General features: G+C 60.3%; 18 protein-coding genes. 11 read left to right on the top strand and 7 right to left on the bottom strand.

Annotated features, from left to right (window positions below; translation table 11 throughout):
• The first annotated feature begins 59 nt into the window (after window positions 1-59).
• Both kynB and kynA read left to right on the top strand, forming a co-directional pair.
• Window positions 60-710: an arylformamidase gene (kynB, locus tag FW800_RS10050; protein ID WP_005791369.1), complete on the top strand. Its 651-nt coding sequence runs from the start codon at window positions 60-62 to the stop codon at window positions 708-710.
• Entirely contained in the window at window positions 707-1,564 is an 858-nt protein-coding gene (gene kynA, locus FW800_RS10045; protein ID WP_005791367.1) for a tryptophan 2,3-dioxygenase, read from the top strand. Before kynB ends, kynA begins: the two co-directional genes overlap by 4 nt.
• An 83-nt stretch (window positions 1,565-1,647) precedes the next feature.
• Here kynA and FW800_RS10040 read toward each other — a convergent pair whose 3' ends face one another.
• The 4 genes from FW800_RS10040 to antA all read right to left on the bottom strand — a co-directional run bounded on the left by FW800_RS10040 (window position 1,648) and on the right by antA (window position 6,028).
• A complete protein-coding gene (locus FW800_RS10040; RefSeq protein WP_005791366.1) occupies window positions 1,648-3,048 on the bottom strand; it encodes an amino acid permease in 1,401 nt (466 codons plus the stop codon).
• Window positions 3,049-3,119: 71 nt separating this feature from the next.
• Complete coding sequence (gene antC, locus FW800_RS10035; RefSeq protein ID WP_446437514.1) at window positions 3,120-4,127, bottom strand: anthranilate 1,2-dioxygenase electron transfer component AntC; 1,008 nt, start codon at window positions 4,125-4,127, stop codon at window positions 3,120-3,122.
• An 18-nt stretch (window positions 4,128-4,145) separates the two neighbouring features.
• Window positions 4,146-4,637 (bottom strand): anthranilate 1,2-dioxygenase small subunit, encoded by a 492-nt coding sequence (gene antB / locus FW800_RS10030; protein ID WP_005791362.1) that lies wholly within the window; start codon window positions 4,635-4,637, stop codon window positions 4,146-4,148.
• On the bottom strand, window positions 4,637-6,028 hold the full coding sequence (gene antA, locus FW800_RS10025; RefSeq protein WP_446437513.1) for an anthranilate 1,2-dioxygenase large subunit: 1,392 nt from the start codon (window positions 6,026-6,028) through the stop codon (window positions 4,637-4,639). The genes antB and antA overlap by 1 nt, the downstream gene beginning before the upstream one ends.
• Window positions 6,029-6,341: 313 nt before the next feature.
• Between antA and FW800_RS10020 the strand changes: the two genes are divergently transcribed.
• Window positions 6,342-7,334: an AraC family transcriptional regulator gene (locus FW800_RS10020; protein ID WP_446437512.1), complete on the top strand. Its 993-nt coding sequence runs from the start codon at window positions 6,342-6,344 to the stop codon at window positions 7,332-7,334.
• A 133-nt stretch (window positions 7,335-7,467) separates the two neighbouring features.
• Here the strand turns inward: FW800_RS10020 and FW800_RS10015 are convergent, their stop codons facing one another.
• On the bottom strand, window positions 7,468-8,343 hold the full coding sequence (locus FW800_RS10015) for a LysR family transcriptional regulator (protein WP_032879497.1): 876 nt from the start codon (window positions 8,341-8,343) through the stop codon (window positions 7,468-7,470).
• Between the two features lie 114 nt (window positions 8,344-8,457).
• On the opposite strand from FW800_RS10015, the gene FW800_RS10010 reads away from it, so the two are divergent.
• From FW800_RS10010 to catA, 3 genes are read left to right on the top strand one after another with little or no spacing between them, the layout of a single operon-like run.
• Window positions 8,458-9,585: a muconate cycloisomerase family protein gene (locus FW800_RS10010; RefSeq protein ID WP_446437511.1), complete on the top strand. Its 1,128-nt coding sequence runs from the start codon at window positions 8,458-8,460 to the stop codon at window positions 9,583-9,585.
• Between the two features lie 12 nt (window positions 9,586-9,597).
• Window positions 9,598-9,888 (top strand): muconolactone Delta-isomerase, encoded by a 291-nt coding sequence (gene catC / locus FW800_RS10005; protein WP_056845956.1) that lies wholly within the window; start codon window positions 9,598-9,600, stop codon window positions 9,886-9,888.
• A 40-nt stretch (window positions 9,889-9,928) separates the two neighbouring features.
• A complete protein-coding gene (gene catA, locus FW800_RS10000; protein WP_446437510.1) occupies window positions 9,929-10,858 on the top strand; it encodes a catechol 1,2-dioxygenase in 930 nt (309 codons plus the stop codon).
• Window positions 10,859-10,989: 131 nt separating this feature from the next.
• Here catA and FW800_RS09995 read toward each other — a convergent pair whose 3' ends face one another.
• The gene (locus tag FW800_RS09995; protein WP_446437509.1) at window positions 10,990-11,463 is read right to left on the bottom strand and encodes an Lrp/AsnC family transcriptional regulator; all 474 of its coding nucleotides are present in this window, start codon (window positions 11,461-11,463) and stop codon (window positions 10,990-10,992) included.
• A gap of 144 nt (window positions 11,464-11,607) precedes the next feature.
• Here FW800_RS09995 and kynU point away from each other — a divergent pair, with 144 nt between their 5' ends.
• Together kynU and FW800_RS09985 are read left to right on the top strand one after the other, a co-directional pair.
• The gene (kynU, locus tag FW800_RS09990) at window positions 11,608-12,858 is read left to right on the top strand and encodes a kynureninase (protein ID WP_446437508.1); all 1,251 of its coding nucleotides are present in this window, start codon (window positions 11,608-11,610) and stop codon (window positions 12,856-12,858) included.
• A 152-nt stretch (window positions 12,859-13,010) separates the two neighbouring features.
• Complete coding sequence (locus FW800_RS09985; protein WP_446437507.1) at window positions 13,011-14,417, top strand: amino acid permease; 1,407 nt, start codon at window positions 13,011-13,013, stop codon at window positions 14,415-14,417.
• Here the strand turns inward: FW800_RS09985 and FW800_RS09980 are convergent.
• Window positions 14,363-15,253: a LysR substrate-binding domain-containing protein gene (locus tag FW800_RS09980; RefSeq protein WP_446437506.1), complete on the bottom strand. Its 891-nt coding sequence runs from the start codon at window positions 15,251-15,253 to the stop codon at window positions 14,363-14,365. The two genes, FW800_RS09985 and FW800_RS09980, sit on opposite strands and share 55 nt — an antisense overlap.
• 189 nt (window positions 15,254-15,442) lie before the next feature.
• Between FW800_RS09980 and FW800_RS09975 the strand changes: the two genes are divergently transcribed.
• From FW800_RS09975 to FW800_RS09965, 3 genes are all read left to right on the top strand, one after another.
• Window positions 15,443-16,207: a sulfite exporter TauE/SafE family protein gene (locus FW800_RS09975; RefSeq protein ID WP_032879514.1), complete on the top strand. Its 765-nt coding sequence runs from the start codon at window positions 15,443-15,445 to the stop codon at window positions 16,205-16,207.
• A 42-nt stretch (window positions 16,208-16,249) separates the two neighbouring features.
• Window positions 16,250-17,146 (top strand): LysR family transcriptional regulator, encoded by an 897-nt coding sequence (locus FW800_RS09970; protein WP_078822289.1) that lies wholly within the window; start codon window positions 16,250-16,252, stop codon window positions 17,144-17,146.
• Between the two features lie 103 nt (window positions 17,147-17,249).
• Window positions 17,250-18,143, top strand: coding sequence for an NAD-dependent epimerase/dehydratase family protein (locus tag FW800_RS09965; protein WP_148852679.1), 894 nt, complete (start codon window positions 17,250-17,252; stop codon window positions 18,141-18,143).
• Window positions 18,144-18,331: the final 188 nt, after the last annotated feature.

Raw genomic sequence — 18,331 nt, 5'->3', positions numbered from 1 at the left:
AAGAAAATTCAGAGCTGGCCCTCGTATCATTCACCCCAGTACCCAGTGAGAGCCTTGCAATGAACCCAATAAAAACGTGGTGGGATATCAGCCCGCCCTTGAGCACGGCGACCCCGACCTGGCCGGGCGATACGCCGTTCCAGGAAGAGCGCGTGTGGCAGTTCGGCCCGGAGTGTCCGGTAAATGTGGGCCGCGTAACCCTGTCGCCGCACACCGGTGCCCATGTGGATGCACCGCTGCATTACAGCGCCGATGGCGCGCCGATTGGCGAGGTTTCGCTGGATGTGTACATGGGCCCGTGCCGGGTATTGCATTGCCTGGGCAGCGGCGCGTTGGTGCAGCCGCATCAGTTGCAAGGGCGTGTGGATAACCTGCCGGAGCGCGTGCTACTGCGTACTTATCCACAAGCGCCACTGACTGAATGGGATTCGAATTTCACTGCCATCGCCCCGCAAACCATTGAGCTGCTCGCCGGCCTGGGTGTGCGCCTGATCGGTATCGATACGCCGTCCCTGGACCCGCAACAATCCAAGACCATGGATTCCCACAACGCCGTGGCGCGCCATGGCATGGCAATCCTCGAAGGCATCGTGCTCGATGAAGTGCCGGAGGGCGACTATGAACTGATCGCGCTGCCGCTACGTTTTGCCCATCTCGATGCCAGCCCGGTCCGCGCCATTCTCCGCCCGCTCAAGGAGCCCACGCGATGAGCCAATGTCCTTTCTCAGCTGATTACCAACCGCCGGAAGAATGGCATAACGCCGAACTGAATTTTTCCGAGTCCATGAGCTATGGCGATTACCTGGACCTGGGCAAAGTCCTCAGCGCCCAGCACCCGCTTTCTCCAGACCACAACGAAATGCTCTTCATCATCCAGCACCAGACCTCGGAGCTGTGGATGAAGCTGATGCTTCACGAACTCAAGGCTGCCCGCGAACATGTGCGCCTGGGTGAGCTGCCACCAGCGTTCAAGATGCTGGCGCGGGTGTCGCGGATCTTCGATCAACTGGTGCACGCCTGGGCCGTGCTGGCGACCATGACGCCGTCGGAGTACAAGGCGATTCGCCCGTTCCTGGGGCAGTCGTCGGGGTTTCAGTCGTTCCAGTACCGTGAGATCGAATTCATCCTGGGCAACAAAAGCCCGGCGCTGCTGCGGCCCCATGCTCATCGCCCGGATTTGCTGCAGCAATTGCAGGTGGCAATTGCCACGCCGTCGCTGTATGACGAAGCGGTCAACCTGATGGTCAAGGCCGGACTGGCGATTGACCCGCAGCGCGCCGAACGCGACCCGACGGCGGCCACAGTGCATGACGACTCCGTGGAGGCGGCGTGGCGCGAGGTGTATCGCGACCCGAATCGGTACTGGGACCTGTATCAGTTGGCCGAGAAGTTTATCGACCTGGAAGATTCGTTCCGCCAATGGCGCTTCCGGCATGTCACCACGGTGGAGCGCATCATCGGCTTCCAGCCGGGTACCGGCGGCACAGAGGGCGTGGGGTATTTGCGCAAGATGCTCGACACGGTGCTGTTCCCTGAACTCTGGCGAGTACGTTCCACGCTCTAAACAAAAAAGCCCCGGATCTCCGGGGCTTTTCATTTGGAATGCAGCTAAAAATGTGGGAGGGAGCAAGCCCCCTCCCACAGAGGTTACTGGGTTACTGCAACTTTCCCGTTTCTGATCCGAAACCGATAGGCGATGTAGATAATTCCCACCCACACCGGCATCGCATACACCGACTCGCGAATCCCCGGAATCGCCAGCATCACGCCAATGATCATCACCATGAACGCCAGGCACAGGTAGTTGCTGAACGGGAACCAGAAGGTCTTGAACGACGGTGTCACGCCTTGCTCGCCCATGGCCTTGCGGAACTTGATGTGGGTCAGGCTGATCAGCGCCCAGTTGATCATCAACGAAGCAACCACCAGCGCGAACAGCAACTCCAGCGCACTGTGCGGCGCGACGTAGTTGACCACCACGCACAGCATCGTCACTAACGCCGAAATCGCCAGGGCCCGCAGCGGCACGCCTTGTTTGTTGAGCTTCATCAGCGCCTTGGGCGCGTCACCCTGCTCGGCCAGGCCGAACAACATGCGGCTGTTGCAGTACACGCCGCTGTTGTACACCGACAACGCCGCGGTCAGCACCACGAAGTTGAGGATGTGGGCGGCGGTGTCGTTGCCGATCAGCGAGAAGATCTGCACAAACGGGCTGCCGCTGTAGGCATCGCCCGACGCGCCGAGGGTTTGCAGCAATTGATCCCACGGGTACAGCGACAACAGCACGGTCAGCGCGCCGACGTAGAAAATCAGGATGCGGTACACCACCTGGTTGATCGCTTTGGGGATGACCTTGCGCGGTTCGCTGGCTTCGGCGGCGGTGATGCCGACCAGTTCCAGGCCGCCGAACGAGAACATGATAAAGGCCATGGACATCAGCAGCCCCATGCCGCCATTGGGGAAGAACCCGCCGTGGCTCCACAGGTTGCTGACCGACGCTTGCGGGCCGCCAGTGCCGCTGAACAGCAGGTAGCAGCCGAGCACGATCATGCCGACAATCGCCACCACCTTGATGATCGCAAACCAGAACTCGGCTTCACCGAAGAACTTCACGTTCAGGGTGTTGATCAGGTTCACCGCAACAAAGAACACCAACGCGCTGACCCAGGTTGGAATCTCCGGCCACCAGAACTGGATGTACTTGCCTACCGCCGTCAACTCGGCCATGCCCACCAGCACGTAGAGCACCCAGTAGTTCCAACCCGCCAGAAAACCCGCGTAGCCGCCCCAGTATTTGTGCGCGAAGTGGCTGAAGGAGCCGGCCACCGGCTCTTCGACGATCATCTCGCCGAGCTGGCGCATGATCAGGAACGCGATAAAGCCGGCCACCGCATAGCCCAGGATCATCGACGGCCCCGCCGACTTGAGTACCCCGGCCGAGCCGAGGAACAAGCCTGTACCAATCGCGCCTCCCAAGGCGATCAGCTGAATGTGCCGGTTCTTCAGGCCACGCTTGAGGCCCACCGGGTTTACCATGTCATCCGCCATTAACATTCCCTTCTACTTGTTTTTCTCAAGGGTGATTGCACGCCGCATCGGCCCCTCAGAACTGCTGAGGGTCAGATATTACTCTGCGTAAACTTTTCGTAATACAGCTGAACGCCATCAAGTGCCTGATCCACCAGCCATTGTTGAATGGATTCGACCATTGGAGGGGGGCCGCACACGTACATATCCGCCGATCTGCCCCGCAATTCGGCCAGGTCAAAATGTTCGGTGAGGTAGCCGCGCTTGCCGGGCCATTCGGATGAAGCATCGCTGAGTACTTCGGTGTAGCGAAAGCCCGGGATTTTCCTCGCGTAGTCCTGGATACGCGCCGCTTCGCATAAATCCTCGGCACTGCGCACGCCGTAGTAGAGGTGCACCGATTGCGAGCAGCCGTTGGCCGTCAGTTCATCGAGCATACCCAGCAACGCCGACAACCCGGTACCGCCCGCCACCAGCACCAGCGGCCGGGTGACATGCCGGAGGTAGAACGCCCCCAATGGTGCCTCCAGCAGCATCGCGTCGCCCGCCTGGCAGCGTTCGCGCAGGTAGTTGCTCATCACCCCATCCGGCAGCAGGCGCACCAGGAACTGCAGTTGGTTACCCGGCCGATTGGCGAAGGAGTAGGAGCGCCAACTGTCGGTGCCGGGCACCGCGACACGAGCGTACTGGCCGGGCAGGAAATCCAGTGGCTGGTCCAGTTGCACCTGCAAGATCGCCGTACTGGTGGAGACCTGCTGCACGTCGCTCACCGTACCGCGTACCTGCACTGGCCCGGATGCATTGCACAGGCTTGAATCGAAGTCGAAGTAGAAGGTGGCGTCGGACTGCACCCGAGTCTGGCAACTGAGCATCTTGCGTTGCTGCAGGTCGAGGCTGGAGAGCGCTTCTTCGTCGACATAGTCTTGGGTGTACTCGCCGGATTCGCAACGCCCCTGGCAGGTTCCGCACACGCCTTCGCGGCAATCGAGCGGGATCTTGATACCGTTGCGCAGGGCTGCATCCAACAGGATTTCATTGGCGCCCACCGGGAAGAACAAGGTCTTGCCATCGGCAAAGCTGAAGGCCACTTTGTGATTCATTGGAAAAACTCCCGGTGCCTATAGGTGATAGAAATCCAGCACCGAGTTGATGGTGTCGTTGAGCAGCAAGGCGTGCTTGCGCATGATCAGCCAGCTGTCGCCCGCAGGCTTCAGGTGGTACGTGGCATGCCCGTAGAACTGCTCGGACGTGGCCAGGCGATAGAACAACGTGTGCCAGTTCAAGCGCACCTCCAACGTGCCGTCAGCCTGCTCCGAAATGCGCAGGTTATTGATCAGGTGCAGAGTGCGCGGCATTGGCGTCGCCGAGGCAGCCTTGCCGGTGCGCAGGCGGAACACGCGGTCTTCCAGGCCCGAACGGTTGGCGTAGTAGATCAACGACATCTCACGTTTTGGGTCTTTGGTGTAGACGTGTTCCGAGTCCCATTGCGGCAAATGGAATTCGCTCTGGGGGTCGAACAACTGCACGTAGGCGTCCCAGTCCTGGGCGTCGCACAGTTCGGATTTACGGTAAAAAAACTGCTCGACCCGGTACTGCAATTGCGCATTCATCACTTCACCTCCCGCAGGCTCAGGGCCCGCTGGGCCAAACCCTTGAGCAGAAACTGTTGCCAATTGCGGTGCTGGTTGACGTACAAGCCTTCGTGGGTGAATTCAGTGCCGGTCATGGCCGGTTGAATGCCTATGGCTTCACTGTTAGGCGTGGGTCCGGTCTCCCAGCGGTGGCTGCCCCGTGATATATCGCTCCAGCGTTCCAGGCGGCCCTGGAAACCGCGCTGGGCTTCGCGAAACTCCACCAGGTCGTCCGGCGTGCCCATGCCCGAGACGTTGAAGAAATCTTCGAACTGGCGAATGCGGTTTTCGCGATCCGCGTCGGATTCACCCTTGACCCCCAGGCATTGGCTGATGATCTCGGTCTTGTTCCAGGCCACTGGGCGGATGATGCGCAGCTGCGAACTGATCTGGTCGAGAAAGAACAGGCTAGGGTAGATGTTCAGGTTGCGCAGGCGGTGCATCATCCATTCGGCCTTTTGCTGGCCATGTTCGGCCACCAGGCGCGGCATGATGGTGGCGTAGCCGGAACGTACGCTGGGGTTGGGCATGTCGCTGAACAACACACTGTGGCCGTTATTGAAGGCGAACCAGCCGTCATCGGTATTCGCGTCACCGGCGCCGAGCTTGCTGTAGTCCAGCGTTGTGCTTGCGCCTGCGCCGTTCTCGGTATTGACCTGCTGGCGGTGCTGCACAGTGGCCACGTAGTTGTAGTGCACGGTGCTGACGTGATAACCGTCCAGCCCGTTTTCGTTTTGCAGCTTCCAGTTGCCGTCATAGGTATAGGCCGACTTGCCCGGCAGCACTTCCAGCTCTCCGGTGGCCGATTGCGCGACCATCATGTCGAAGAACACTTTGGCGTCGCCGAGGAAATCTTCCAGGCTGTTGGTGCCGTTTACGTCGAGGCTGATAAAGACAAAGCCTTTGTAGCTGTCGATGCGGGCCTTTTTCAGGCCGCGGGTGGCTTTGTCGAAACCTTCCGGGTATTCCCCCGGCGCCTTGACCTTGACCAGCCGGCCATCGCTTTTGTAGCACCAGGCGTGGAACGGGCAGGTAAAGGTGGACTGGTTGCCCTTGCCCACCCGGGTGAGGGTGGTGCCGCGGTGCTGGCAGGCATTGATCAGCGCGTTGAGCCGGCCTTCGCCGTCGCGGGTGATGATCATCGGCTGGCGCCCGGCACGCATCGTCACGAAGTCGTGGTTATTGGCCAGTTCGCTTTCGTGACAGGCATAGATCCAGTTTTTCTCGAAGATCAGTTCCATCTCCAGGTCGAACAACTCGGGTTCGGTGAACATGTCGCGGGCGATGCGGAACACTTCATCTGCCGGGCGAAAGTCCAGGCAGCTTTCGATAAAGGTTTTCCACTGCTCGACGGTTCTTGCACCACTCATGGGAGGCACCTTTTGATAATGGCTAAAACGGGTGAGCCATTAAGGCGCTGCAGAAGGGCGGTGGGCTATCCGCTTAATGGGGGAAGATGGGCCGCAAAGTTGGGCAGCAAATACTCAACACGGTGCGGCGCGGTGACGCAATGGGCTACTGTCATTGCAGGTGACGGTCGCAGAAAACCTGAATTTATCCACATAGTCGACGGTTGCTATCCACGTGGTTGCAACGGCGCCGACGTGGCTTGGAACTTGCTGTCGATGTTCAACGACGCGCCGCCAGAGCGCGCAAACGCCTAACCGCCGTGGGTGCAGCCCGATGAGTAGCCAGACACACGATATTCATATTCAACGCTTTGACCTCGAAGGTGCCCGCAGCTGGATGTCCGGCATCTGCGGGCCCCATCGCCTGGCGACGGCTACCCCCGAGCGCCTGCGATTTCACCACAGCGCCAACGTGTTCAAGTCCCGCGCCACCACCCTGGGTGTGATTGAGTACGGCACCGACGTGACTATCGACATCGAAGACGCCGAGCATTTCAGCAGCTACAGCCTGAGCCTGCCGTTGGTGGGCGAACAGGAGCTGAGCAAGAACGGTGAACGCCTCAGTTCCAACCGCGACCAGGGCGTGATCATTTCACCCAACGAGCACCAGGTGCTGGCGATTTCCGGTGACTGTCGCAAGTTGCAGGTGGTGATCACCCGTGCGGCGATGAGCGAGTCGCTGGAAGGTTTGCTGCAACGGCCCATTGATGCGCCGCTGCGCTTTGAATCGGTGATGGATGCCGTGGACGGCGCCCCGGCTTCGTGGTGGCGCATGGCACGATATTTCATCGCCGAACTGGAATGCAGCAGCGAGTTGTACGAGCAGGCCGCATTTACCCGGGACCTGGAAAGCTCGCTGATCAAAGGGCTGATCCTGGCCCAGCCGAATAACTATTCTGAAGAATTGCGCGAGGTGTTGGGGGTAAAACTGCCGCACTACCTGATTCGTGCGCGCCAGTACATCCACGACAACGCCCGTGAAGCGCTGCACCTGGAAGACCTGGAAGCGGCGGCCGGGGTGTCGCGGTTCAAGCTGTTCGATGCGTTTCGCAAGTACTTCGCCTTGTCGCCCATGGCGTATCTGAAGAAGCATCGGTTGGGGGCGGTGCGTCAGGAGATTCTTGAACAGGGCTCGGTGCGTACTATCTCTGAAATTGCGTTGGGTTGGGGCTTTACTCACCTGGGGCGGTTTTCGGCGGAGTACCGCAAGTTGTTTGATGAGTCGCCCAGTCAGACACAGCAGCGCAAGCGCCTGCGCATTACTTGAACCTGATGAAGATCAAAATGTGGGAGGGGGCTCGCTCCCGATAGCGGTGTGTCAGGCACTGAAAAAGTTGACTGAACCACAGCTATCGGGAGCAAGCCCCCTCCCACACTGGATTTGTGGTGCATATGGAATCTCAGATCAACTCTTCCACCAGTTGCAGGCAATGAGTCAGCCCCGGCGACTGGTCATTCACCCGTCGGCTCAGAATGATCGGCGAGGTCGCAGTCGCCTCCACCACCGGCGTATAGCCAATATCCGCCCGATGCAGCACCTGCACCGACGCCGGTACCAGCGTTACACCCATACCGGCGCCTACCAGGCCGATGGCGGTCTGCAACTCGTTGGTCCACTGCGCCACCTTCAGGCTCAAACCGTGGGCGTCGAACAGCGCGATCACATGGTCGGCATAACTGGGGCGCGGGTTGCCTGGGTAGAGCACAAAGGGCTCGGTGGCCAACTGGGCGAGGGTGGCAGGGGCACCCAGCAAGGGGTGACCGCTGGGCAGCACGGCCACCAGGCGATCCTCCACCAATACGCGCTGGACGATGGCCGGGTCGTCGATGCGAATGCGCCCGAAACCCACATCGATGCGCCCGGCCTTGAGCGCTTCGACCTGTTGCAGCGTAGTCATCTCCGACAAGCCCAACTCCAGCTCCAGGGCCTCGTGATTGCGCAGCCTGCGAATCAGTTCCGGCAGCACGCCGTACAAGGTCGAGGGTGCAAAGCCGATGCCCAGCCACGTCTTTTCGCCCAGGCCAATGCGCCGTGTGTTGTCGCAAACCGTGCCCAGCTGTTCGAGCAGCACATTGGCGTGTTCATAGAAAAACCGCCCGGCTTCGGTCAGGCGCAACGGTCGGCTACGCTCCAGCAGCAGCACCCCCAGTTCATCCTCCAGCTGCTGGATTTGCCGGCTCAAGGGCGGCTGGGCGATGTGCAGGCGTTCGGCAGCCCGGGTGAAATTGAGGGTCTCGCCCAGCACCTGGAAATAGCGCAAGTGACGCAGTTCCATATCGACTCCTTTCATACCTTGAGGGTATCGCACAAGACCAATTCTATATTGGAAGCCCGAAAAAATGCGGAACAGAATCGACGCAAATCTATAAAGAACCCAACGGGTATTGCCATGCCGATTTGCACCATCGAGTCGATCGACACCCTCATCGTCGATCTCCCCACCATTCGCCCGCACAAGCTGGCGATGCACACCATGCAAAACCAGACCCTGGTGATTATCCGCCTGCGGTGCACCGACGGCATTGAAGGCATCGGCGAAGCTACCACCATCGGTGGCCTCAGCTATGGCAATGAAAGCCCTGACAGCATCAAGGTCAACATCGACCGCCACTTCGCCCCGCTGCTGATCGGCCAGGATGCGAGCAACATCAACGCGGCCATGTTGCGCCTGGAGCGCAGTATTCGCGGCAACACCTTTGCCAAGTCCGGCATCGAAAGCGCCTTGCTCGACGCCCTCGGCAAACGGCTGGGGCTGCCGGTCAGCGAACTGCTGGGCGGGCGTGTGCGTGACGCGTTGCCGGTGGCCTGGACCCTGGCCAGCGGCAATACCGAACAGGACATCAGCGAGGCCGAGAAAATGCTCGACCTGCGCCGTCACCGCATCTTCAAATTGAAGATCGGCGCCGGTGAAGTCAGCCGCGACCTGGCCCATGTGATCGCGATCAAAAAAGCCCTGGGCGAGCGCGCCAGTGTGCGTGTCGACGTCAACCAGGCCTGGGATGAGGCCATGGCGCTGCGGGCGTGCAAGGTGCTCGGCGACAACGGTATCGACCTTATCGAGCAACCCATCTCACGCAACAACCGTGGCGGTATGGCCCGGCTCAACCTGTCGAGCCCGGTGCCGATCATGGCCGATGAGTCTATCGAGTGTGTCGAAGATGCGTTCAACCTGGCGCGTGAAGGCGCGGCTTCGGTGTTTGCCCTCAAGATCGCCAAGAACGGCGGCCCCCGCGCCGTGCTGCGTACGGCAGCGATCGGCGAGGCGGCAGGCATCGGCCTGTACGGCGGCACCATGCTCGAAGGCGGTATCGGCACCCTGGCGTCGGCCCATGCCTTCCTCACGCTGAACACACTGGCGTGGGGCACCGAGCTGTTCGGCCCGTTGTTGCTCACCGAAGACATCCTTGCCGAGCCACCGGTGTACCGCGATTTCCAGCTGCATGTTTCCACCGCACCGGGCCTGGGCCTGGCGCTCGATGAAGAGCGTCTGGCGTTCTTTAGCCGTGACAAATACTAAGAGGCGCCTGCCATGTTGTTCCACGTAAAAATGACTGTGAACCTGCCCCTCGACATGCCCCCTGAGCGTGCCGACAGCCTCAAGGCCGAAGAGAAAGCCCTGGCGCAACGCCTGCAACAAGAGGGCAAGTGGCGCCACCTGTGGCGCATCGCCGGGCACTACGCCAACTACAGCGTGTTCGATGTCGACAGCGTGCAGGACCTGCATGACCTGCTGATGCAACTGCCATTGTTTCCTTACATGGCTATCGAAGTGAATGCGCTGTGCCGGCACCCGTCGTCCATCCATGCGGACGACCGCTAAGCCGGTTTCAACCTGATAATTACAAGATGAGGAGTGCACCATGTCCATCCGCCTGTCCCAGACTGCCCACGCCCAACGCTTTCTCGAAGAAGCCAGCGGCAACCTCAATGACGCGGGCAACCCGCGCGCCAAGGCGCTGATCTACCGGATCCTGCGCGACACTGTGAACATCATCGAAGACCTGGAAGTGACCCCCGAGGAGTTCTGGAAGGCGGTCAACTACCTCAATGATCTGGGTAAAAACCAGGAAGCCGGCCTGCTCGCCGCTGGCCTGGGCCTGGAGCATTACCTGGACCTGTTGATGGACGCCGCCGATGAGCAGGCGGGCAAGTCCGGCGGTACACCGCGCACCATCGAAGGCCCGCTGTACGTGGCCGGCGCGCCGCTGTCCAAATACGAGGCCCGGCTGGATGATGGCAAGGATGGCGCGGTACCGTTGTTCATGCGCGGGCAAGTGCGCGATACCGAGGGCAGGCCATTGGCGGGGGCGATTGTCGATGTGTGGCAGGCCAATACGGGCGGTACTTATTCGTGGTTCGACCCGAACCAGTCTGAATTCAACCTGCGCCGACGTATCGAGACGGATGCCCAGGGCCACTACCGTTTTCGCAGCATCGTACCCTCGGGCTACGGCTGCCCGCCGACCGGGCCGACGCAGCAGTTGCTCGATCAATTGGGGCGCCACGGGCAACGGCCGGCGCATATCCACTTTTTCATCTCGGCGCCCGGGCATCGGCACCTGACCACCCAGATCAACCTCTCGGATGACCCGTACCTGCATGATGACTTTGCCTATGCCACCCGCGATGAACTGATTGCCGAGATCCGCTTCAGCGACGATCCGCAACTGGCGCGGGAATTTGGCGTGGAAGGGCGGTTTGCGCAGATTGATTTTGACTTTGAGTTGCAGGTGGCTGATGCGCCGGTCGAGCAAAAGCGCATGCAACGCACACGGGCTCTCGAGGACTGAGCGCGGGCAGAATGTGGGAGGGGGCTTGCCCCCGATAGCAGTGTGTCAGTCACTTATTTACTAACTGATCCTCCGCTATCGGGAGCAAGCCCCCTCCCACATTTAGTTCACATTTGATCTGTAGTGATGGGTTACTTGCGCAGGACCAGATCCAGCACCTCATCCCGATCCTTGATCTTCTGCAACACAATTTCAGAGCGAATATCCATCACCCCCGCCGTGCGGTTCAGGTGGTTCACGATAAAGTCCGAAAAGTGCTTGAGGTTGCGTGCCTGCACCCGCAGCACATAGTTGCTGGCACCGGTGATCACATAGGCGCTCGCCACCTCTGGCCAGCCTTGCACCTTCTTGATAAAGGTCTCATGCCAGTCCTCGATATCCTGGCGCAGCGACAGGTGCACGATGGCTTCGAGTTCGACCCCCAACTGTTCGGCATTCAATACCGCGCGATAGCCGCTGATGATTCCTTCGCTCTCCAACAAACGCAAACGGCGCAGGCAGGCAGAGGGTGACAGCGCGACTTTTTCCGCCAGTTCCTGGTTGCTGATACGGCCATCCTGTTGCAGAAAATGCAGGAGGCGCAGGTCGGTGGCGTCGAGAATCATGCTTGGAAGATATCCGCGTATTTTGAGATTAAATTCGAATTTCCTACAGCTTAAATAGCCGTTTGCCCACCACTTTGCACGAAAATTCTCTAAAAGTTCGTTCATTATTTGGTCCATCCTCACTGATAAAAACCAGGACGACCCATGACCACTCGAAGCCATTGCCAAGCCCTCGACACCCAGGACCCTTTGGCACCCCTGCGTGCCCAATTCGCCCTGCCCGAGGGCGTGATCTACCTCGACGGCAACTCCCTCGGCGCGCGCCCGGTGGCAGCGCTGGAGCGGGCACAGCAGGTGATCGCCCAAGAGTGGGGCAATGGCTTGATTCGCAGCTGGAACAGCGCAGGCTGGGCGGATTTGTCCCAGCGCCTGGGCAATCGCCTCGCACCGTTGATCGGTGCGCGTGAGGGCGAAGTGGTGGTCACCGATACCACTTCGATCAACCTGTTCAAGGTGCTGAGCGCGGCGTTGAGTGTGCAGCGTCAACGCTCCCCGGCGCGCAAGGTGATCGTCAGCGAAGCGAATAACTTTCCCACCGATTTGTATATCGCCGAGGGCCTGGCCGAACTGCTGCAACAAGGCTATTCCCTGCGCCTGGTCAACAGCCCGGCCGAACTGCCCCAGGCCATCGACGCAGACGTGGCGGTGGTGATGCTCACCCACGTCAACTACAAGACTGGCTACATGTACGACATGGCGGCGCTGACTGCGCTGAGCCACGAGTGTGGCGCGCTGAGCCTTTGGGACCTGGCGCACTCAGCGGGCGCGGTGCCTGTGGACCTGCACCAGGCCGGCGCTGATTATGCCATTGGCTGCACCTACAAATACCTCAACGGCGGCCCGGGCTCCCAGGCATTTGTTTGGGTCAACCCGGCGTTGGTGGATGTGGTGCGCCAGCCGTTGTCAGGCTGGTTCGGGCATACCCGTCAGTTCGCCATGGAATCGAGCTACGCCCCCAGCGCCGGCATCGCGCGCTACCTGTGCGGTACCCAGCCGATCACTTCGTTGGCCATGGTGGAATGCGGCCTGGAGATTTTTGCCCAGACCGACATGGCCAGCCTGCGCCGCAAATCCCTGGCATTGACCGACCTGTTTATTGCGTTGGTTGAAAGCCGCTGCGCCGCCCATGGCCTGGAACTGATCACGCCGCGTGAGCACGCCCGGCGCGGCAGCCATGTGAGCTTCGAACACCCCGAAGGTTACGCGGTGATCCAGGCCCTGATCGCCCGAGGCGTGATCGGCGATTACCGTGAGCCGCGGATCATGCGCTTTGGTTTCACGCCGCTGTACACAAGCTTTACCGAGGTGTGGGACGCCGTGGAAATCCTCGGTGAGATCCTCGACAGCCGCACCTGGGACCAGCCGCAATTCAAAGTCCGAAACAGCGTTACTTAATAGCACCACACACCCAATGTGGGAGGGGGCTTGCTCCCGATAGCGGTGTGTCAGTTGACATATCAGTGACTGACACACTGCTATCGGGAGCAAGCCCCTCCCACAGGATTCACCGCCAGCAGCAACCATCACAATAATAAAGGGGCACTCCAGTGACCACGCCAGACAACGGCTTTGCAGAAATCACCCACCGCGAACTGGGCCTCAGGCGCCAGCTCACTTCCGGCCAGATGAGCATGATCGCTATCGGTGGCGCCATCGGCACCGGGCTGTTCATGGGCAGCGCCTACGCCATTGGCTATGCCGGGCCCAGCGTGCTGGTGAGCTATGCCATCGGCGCCTTGATCACCTTGCTGCTGATGGGCTGCCTGGCAGAGATGACCGTGGCCCATTCCACCTCTGGCTCCTTTGGCGCCTATGCCGAGTTCTACATCAGCCCGTTGGCCGGGTTCCTGGTGCGGTATGCCTACTGGGCGGCGATTGTGCTGGCGGTGGGGGCCGAGGTCACAGCGGTGGCGATGTACATGAAGTACTGGTTCGCCAATGTGCCGGAATGGGTATGGATCGTATCGTTTTCCAGTGTATTGATTGTGCTCAATGCGATCAGCGTGAAGACCTTCGGCAACTTCGAATACTGGTTCTCGACGATCAAGATCAGCGCCATTGTCGGTTTCATCATCCTGGCGGTGTATGTGGTGTTCGGCTCCGGCAACCCGGACTATGGCGTGCAGAACTACACGGCCCACGACGGCTTTTTCCCCCATGGCTTGAGCGGCATGTGGATCGCGGTGATTGTGTCGATCTTCAGCTACCTCAGCGTCGAGATGATCGCCGTGGCCGCTGGTGAAGCCGCCGACCCGGAGCAGGCGGTGAAGAAAGCCTTCCGCGCTACCATCGTGCGGCTGGTGGTGTTCTACCTGCTGACCCTGGCGCTGATGCTCGCCATCGTGCCGTGGAACCAGGCCGGCCAGGCCCAGAGCCCGTTTGTCACGGTGATGCAGACCATCGGCATTCCCGGCGCCACCGGGGTGATGAATTTCGTGATCCTGATCGCGGCGCTGTCGGCCATGAACAGCCAGCTCTACATCACCACGCGCATGATGTTCAGCCTGTCGCGCGCAGGCTTTGCGCCCAAGTCCATGGGCGCCTTGAGCAAGAATGGCATCCCGCTGAACGCCCTGTTGCTGTCCAGCTCGGGCATTGCCCTGGCGACTCTTTTGAATGTGGTGTACCCGGAAAGCTCATTCACCCTGATGATGGCGATCTCGATGTTTGGCGCGATCTTCACCTGGTTCATGATCTTCCTCACGCACCTGTTCTTTCGCCGCTATCGCAAGCGCCATGGTGGGGCGAAGTTGTCGTTCCAGTTGCGCCTGTTTCCCTACAGTACGCTGCTGGGGTTGGTGCTGATGGGGGCGGTAATGATCACCACCTATTTCACCGAAGCGTTCAAGATGACCTTGGTATTCGGCGTGCCGTTCCTGTTGATTCTGTCGGCGGTGTATTACGGGTTCTTCCGCAAGGGCAGGGCCAAGGCGTCGAACAAAGCCCTGGCGTAACCCGGCAGTTGCTCGAACGAGCGTGCGCATAACAGCAACGAGCGGCAGGCCCACTCCTCTTGCAGGGGGTGGGCCTTGAAACGGCGTTCTGACGGCCAGCGCTCCAAGGCTGCCTGCGGCACGATGCCCAGACCCGCGCCGCCGGCGACCATGCGAATCAACCCATCAAAACCGTCGGCGCGAATGCGTGTCTGCAAGCGAAAGCCTGTGTGCAGTGCCTGTTCTTCCAGATAAACCGCCAGCGCGCTGTTGGCCGCCAGGCCCACGTAGTCGTATTGCAAGCTGTCGATAAAACTCGGGCGGGTCAACGGGTGGTCCAGGGGCGTGATCAACACCAGCGGATCATCGCGAAACGCCAGGGTCTGCAAGCCGTGGGTGTCCACGGCATCGGAAATAATCCCCAGGTCGGCGGTGCCCTGGCGCAAGGCGTGGGTGATGCGCAGGCTGGGCAATTCTTGCAAGTCGATATCGAGGTTGGGGTGCTCGCGCAAAAAGTGTGCGAGCAATTCAGGCAGGTACTCGCTAAGGGCGGTGGTATTGCACAGCAAGCGTACCTGGCCTTTGACGCCATTGGCGTATTCGGCCAGGTCCTGTTGCAGGTGTTCGGCCTGTTGCAACAGCAGGCGAGCATGCCGAGCCAGGGCTTTGCCTGCCGGCGTTGGGGTGACGCCACGGCGGCCACGCTCAAGAAACGCGATGCCCAGTGAAGACTCCATTGCCCGGATGCGTGCGCTGGCGGCCGCCAGGGATAAATGACTACGGGCTGCACCGGCAGTGATATTGCCGCTGTCGAGGATGTGCAGATAGAGGCGCAGGTCGATCAGGTCAAAGTGCATGGCTGCAGGTTTCCGGTGACTGGGCGGGCGTCATCGCAGGCAAGCCATCTCCCACATGTTGAACTGTGAATACATTCAAGTGTGCGAGCTGGCTTGCCTGCGATGACGGCATCAGCCTCACAAAAAACAAGAGGCTGCCTCAGTATATGGCGAATTTTCAGCCTCTCTCCAGCCCTGCACAATCGGTGCATGAATACCTTCCTAGCGTTTTACCAAAACCTCGGTCCAACCTTGACGGCGTTGGTCATTACCACCTTCCTGCTGGCCGGTACGGTCAAAGGCATCATCGGCCTCGGCCTGCCCACCGTAGCCATGGGCATGCTCGGCCTGGCTATGTTACCGGCGCAGGCTGCGGCTCTGCTGATCATTCCTTCGACTATCACCAACCTCTGGCAGCTAACGTTTGGCGGTCATTTGAGTGCCTTGCTCAAACGCCTGTGGCCGATGCTGTTGCTTATTTTCTGCGGCACCGGGCTAGGCTCCGTGTGGCTGGGCATGGACGGTGGGCCGTGGGTGGTCCGCGCGTTGGGTGCGGCGTTGCTGGTATATGCGTTGAGCGGCTTGTTCCTGCCGACCTTCAAGGTCGCGCCCCGGACCGAGCGCTGGCTGGGGCCCTTGTGTGGGCTGATTACCGGCATCATCACCTCGGCCACCGGTGTTTTCGTGATCCCTGCGGTGCCGTATCTGCAAGCGCTGGGCTTGAGTCGTGATCAGTTGGTGCAGGCGCTGGGGCTGTCGTTCACGGTGTCGACACTGGCGCTGGCCGCCGGGCTGGCCTGGCGCGGAGCCCTGGGCGGTGGTGAAATCGGTGCGTCAGTGTTGGCGCTGGTGCCGGCATTGCTGGGGATGTGGCTGGGCCAAGTGGTTCGCCGACGCATCAGTGCGCTGTGGTTCAAACGTGGGTTTTTCACGGGCATGGCGTTGTTGGGAGGCCATTTGTTGCTGGCTGGTTAATAATGACCGTGCCTGTGTCAGCCGATAAATGAAGGACCGCCCGTGAAAGCCCGTTCCGATGAGCTACAGATCTTCGTCAGCGTGATTGAATGCGGCTCGATTTCTGCCGCCGCCGAAAAGGTCGGGCAAACGCCGTCTGCGGTCAGCCGCACGCTGTCGCGCCTGGAAGCCAAGCTCGACACCACGCTGATCAACCGCACCACGCGACGCATGGACCTGACTGAAGAGGGCAAGTACTTCTTCGAGCAGGCCAAGGTGATCCTGGCGCAGATGGACGAGCTGGAAGAGCGCCTGTCGTCGCGCCAGAAAAAACCGGCCGGTCGCCTGCGTATCAATGCCGCCGTGCCGTTCATGCTGCACGGGATCGTGCCGTACATCGCCGAGTTTCGCCGCTTGTACCCGGATATCCAGTTGGAGCTCAACAGCGACGACTTGATCATCGACCTGCTCGAACAAAGCACCGACATCGCCATTCGTATCGGCACCCTGGCCGACTCGACCCTTCATGCGCGCAGCCTGGGCAGCACGCCGCTGCATATCCTGGCCAGCCCCGACTACCTCAAGCAGTACGGCACGCCGACGACCGTTGCCGAGTTGGCCGATCACACCTTGCTGGGCTTCACTCACACCGAGACCCTCAACCACTGGCCGCTGCGTCATGGCGAAGGTGACCGCTGGCTGATCCAGCCCAGTGTCAGCGCATCCAGTGGCGAAACTGTGCGCCAGTTGGCGCTGCAGGGGCAGGGTATTTGTTGCCTGTCGAATTTCATGACGGTCGACGATATCGATGCCGGCCGTCTGGTGCCCATGCTGGAGGCGTTCAACAGTGGTTATCGCCAGCCGATCCACGCGGTGTTCTATCGCAACTCGCAATTGGCGCTGCGCATTCAGTGTTTCCTGGAGTTCATTCAGGCCAAGCTGGCGCGGTATGCGCGCTGATTCGTGACTTGCACGCAAGAGTGAATTGGGCCGTACGGGCTTATTCGACAGCAGTGGGGGCTGGATACTGGGCGCATCACTTACCCAGTCAGGAGCAACCTCCATGAATGTATTCGTTACCGGTGCAGCAGGGTTTATCGGCGGTTCCATCGCCACCGGCCTGGTCAACGCTGGCCATGACGTCACCGGCCTGGTGCGCAGCGCCGAACAAGCCGCCGAAATGACCGCCCTGGGCATTACGCCGGTGATCGGCACCCTCGACGACGCAGCCGTATTGACCGAGCAGGCACAGAAGGCTGATGCGGTGATCAACGCTGCCAGCAGCGACCATCGCGCCGCCGTGGAAACCTTGCTGGCCGCCTTGAAAGGCTCGAACAAGCCGTTCCTGCATACCAGCGGGTCGAGCATTGTCGGTGATGCGTCGGGCGGCAAGGCCAGTGAAGTCATCTACTTCGAAGGCAACCTGCCTGAGCCGACCGTCGACAAAGCCGCGCGGGTGGCGATCGACAACCTGATCCTCGCGGCGGCCAGTGACGGTGTGAATTCGGCGGTGATCTGCAACACCCTGATCTACGGCCACAGCCTGGGCGTAAAGCGTGACAGCGTGCAATTGCCACGCTTGCTCAAGCAGGCACGCAAGAGCGGTGTAGTGCGCCATGTGGGCAGCGGGCAGAATATCTGGTCCAACGTGCACATTGAGGATGTGGTCGCCCTGTATCTGCTGGCACTGACCAAAAACGTCCCGGGTACTTTCTACTTTGTGGAAAGCGGCGAAGCGGCGTTTATCGACATGACTACGGCCATTGCCCAGGCGCTGAACCTGGGCGAACCGCAGGATTGGCCGTTGGCCGAGGCTGAAGCCGAGTGGGGCTATGAAATGGCCAACTATGGGTTGGGCTCCAACAGTCGCGTACGCGGCAAGCACGCTCGCGAACTGCTGGGCTGGGTGCCCAAGCGTACGTCTGTGGTGGAGTGGATTCGCGACGAGATGGTCTGATTCGCTTGAGACCTGGGTGTAGCTATCGGGAGCAAGCCCCCTCGCACATTTGACCGAATTCCAACTTTGGAATGCATTCAAGTGTGGGAGGGGGCTTGCTCCCGATTGGGGCCACTCAGTTCGGGAGGCTAGCCCCACTCGCCGCAATTCCGTACCATTCCCCGCCTTATCCCTCGCAATTCCCCGGT

Source organism: Pseudomonas sp. 910_23, from assembly GCF_052850795.1.
This window is presented reverse-complemented; position numbering and strand designations above follow the sequence as displayed.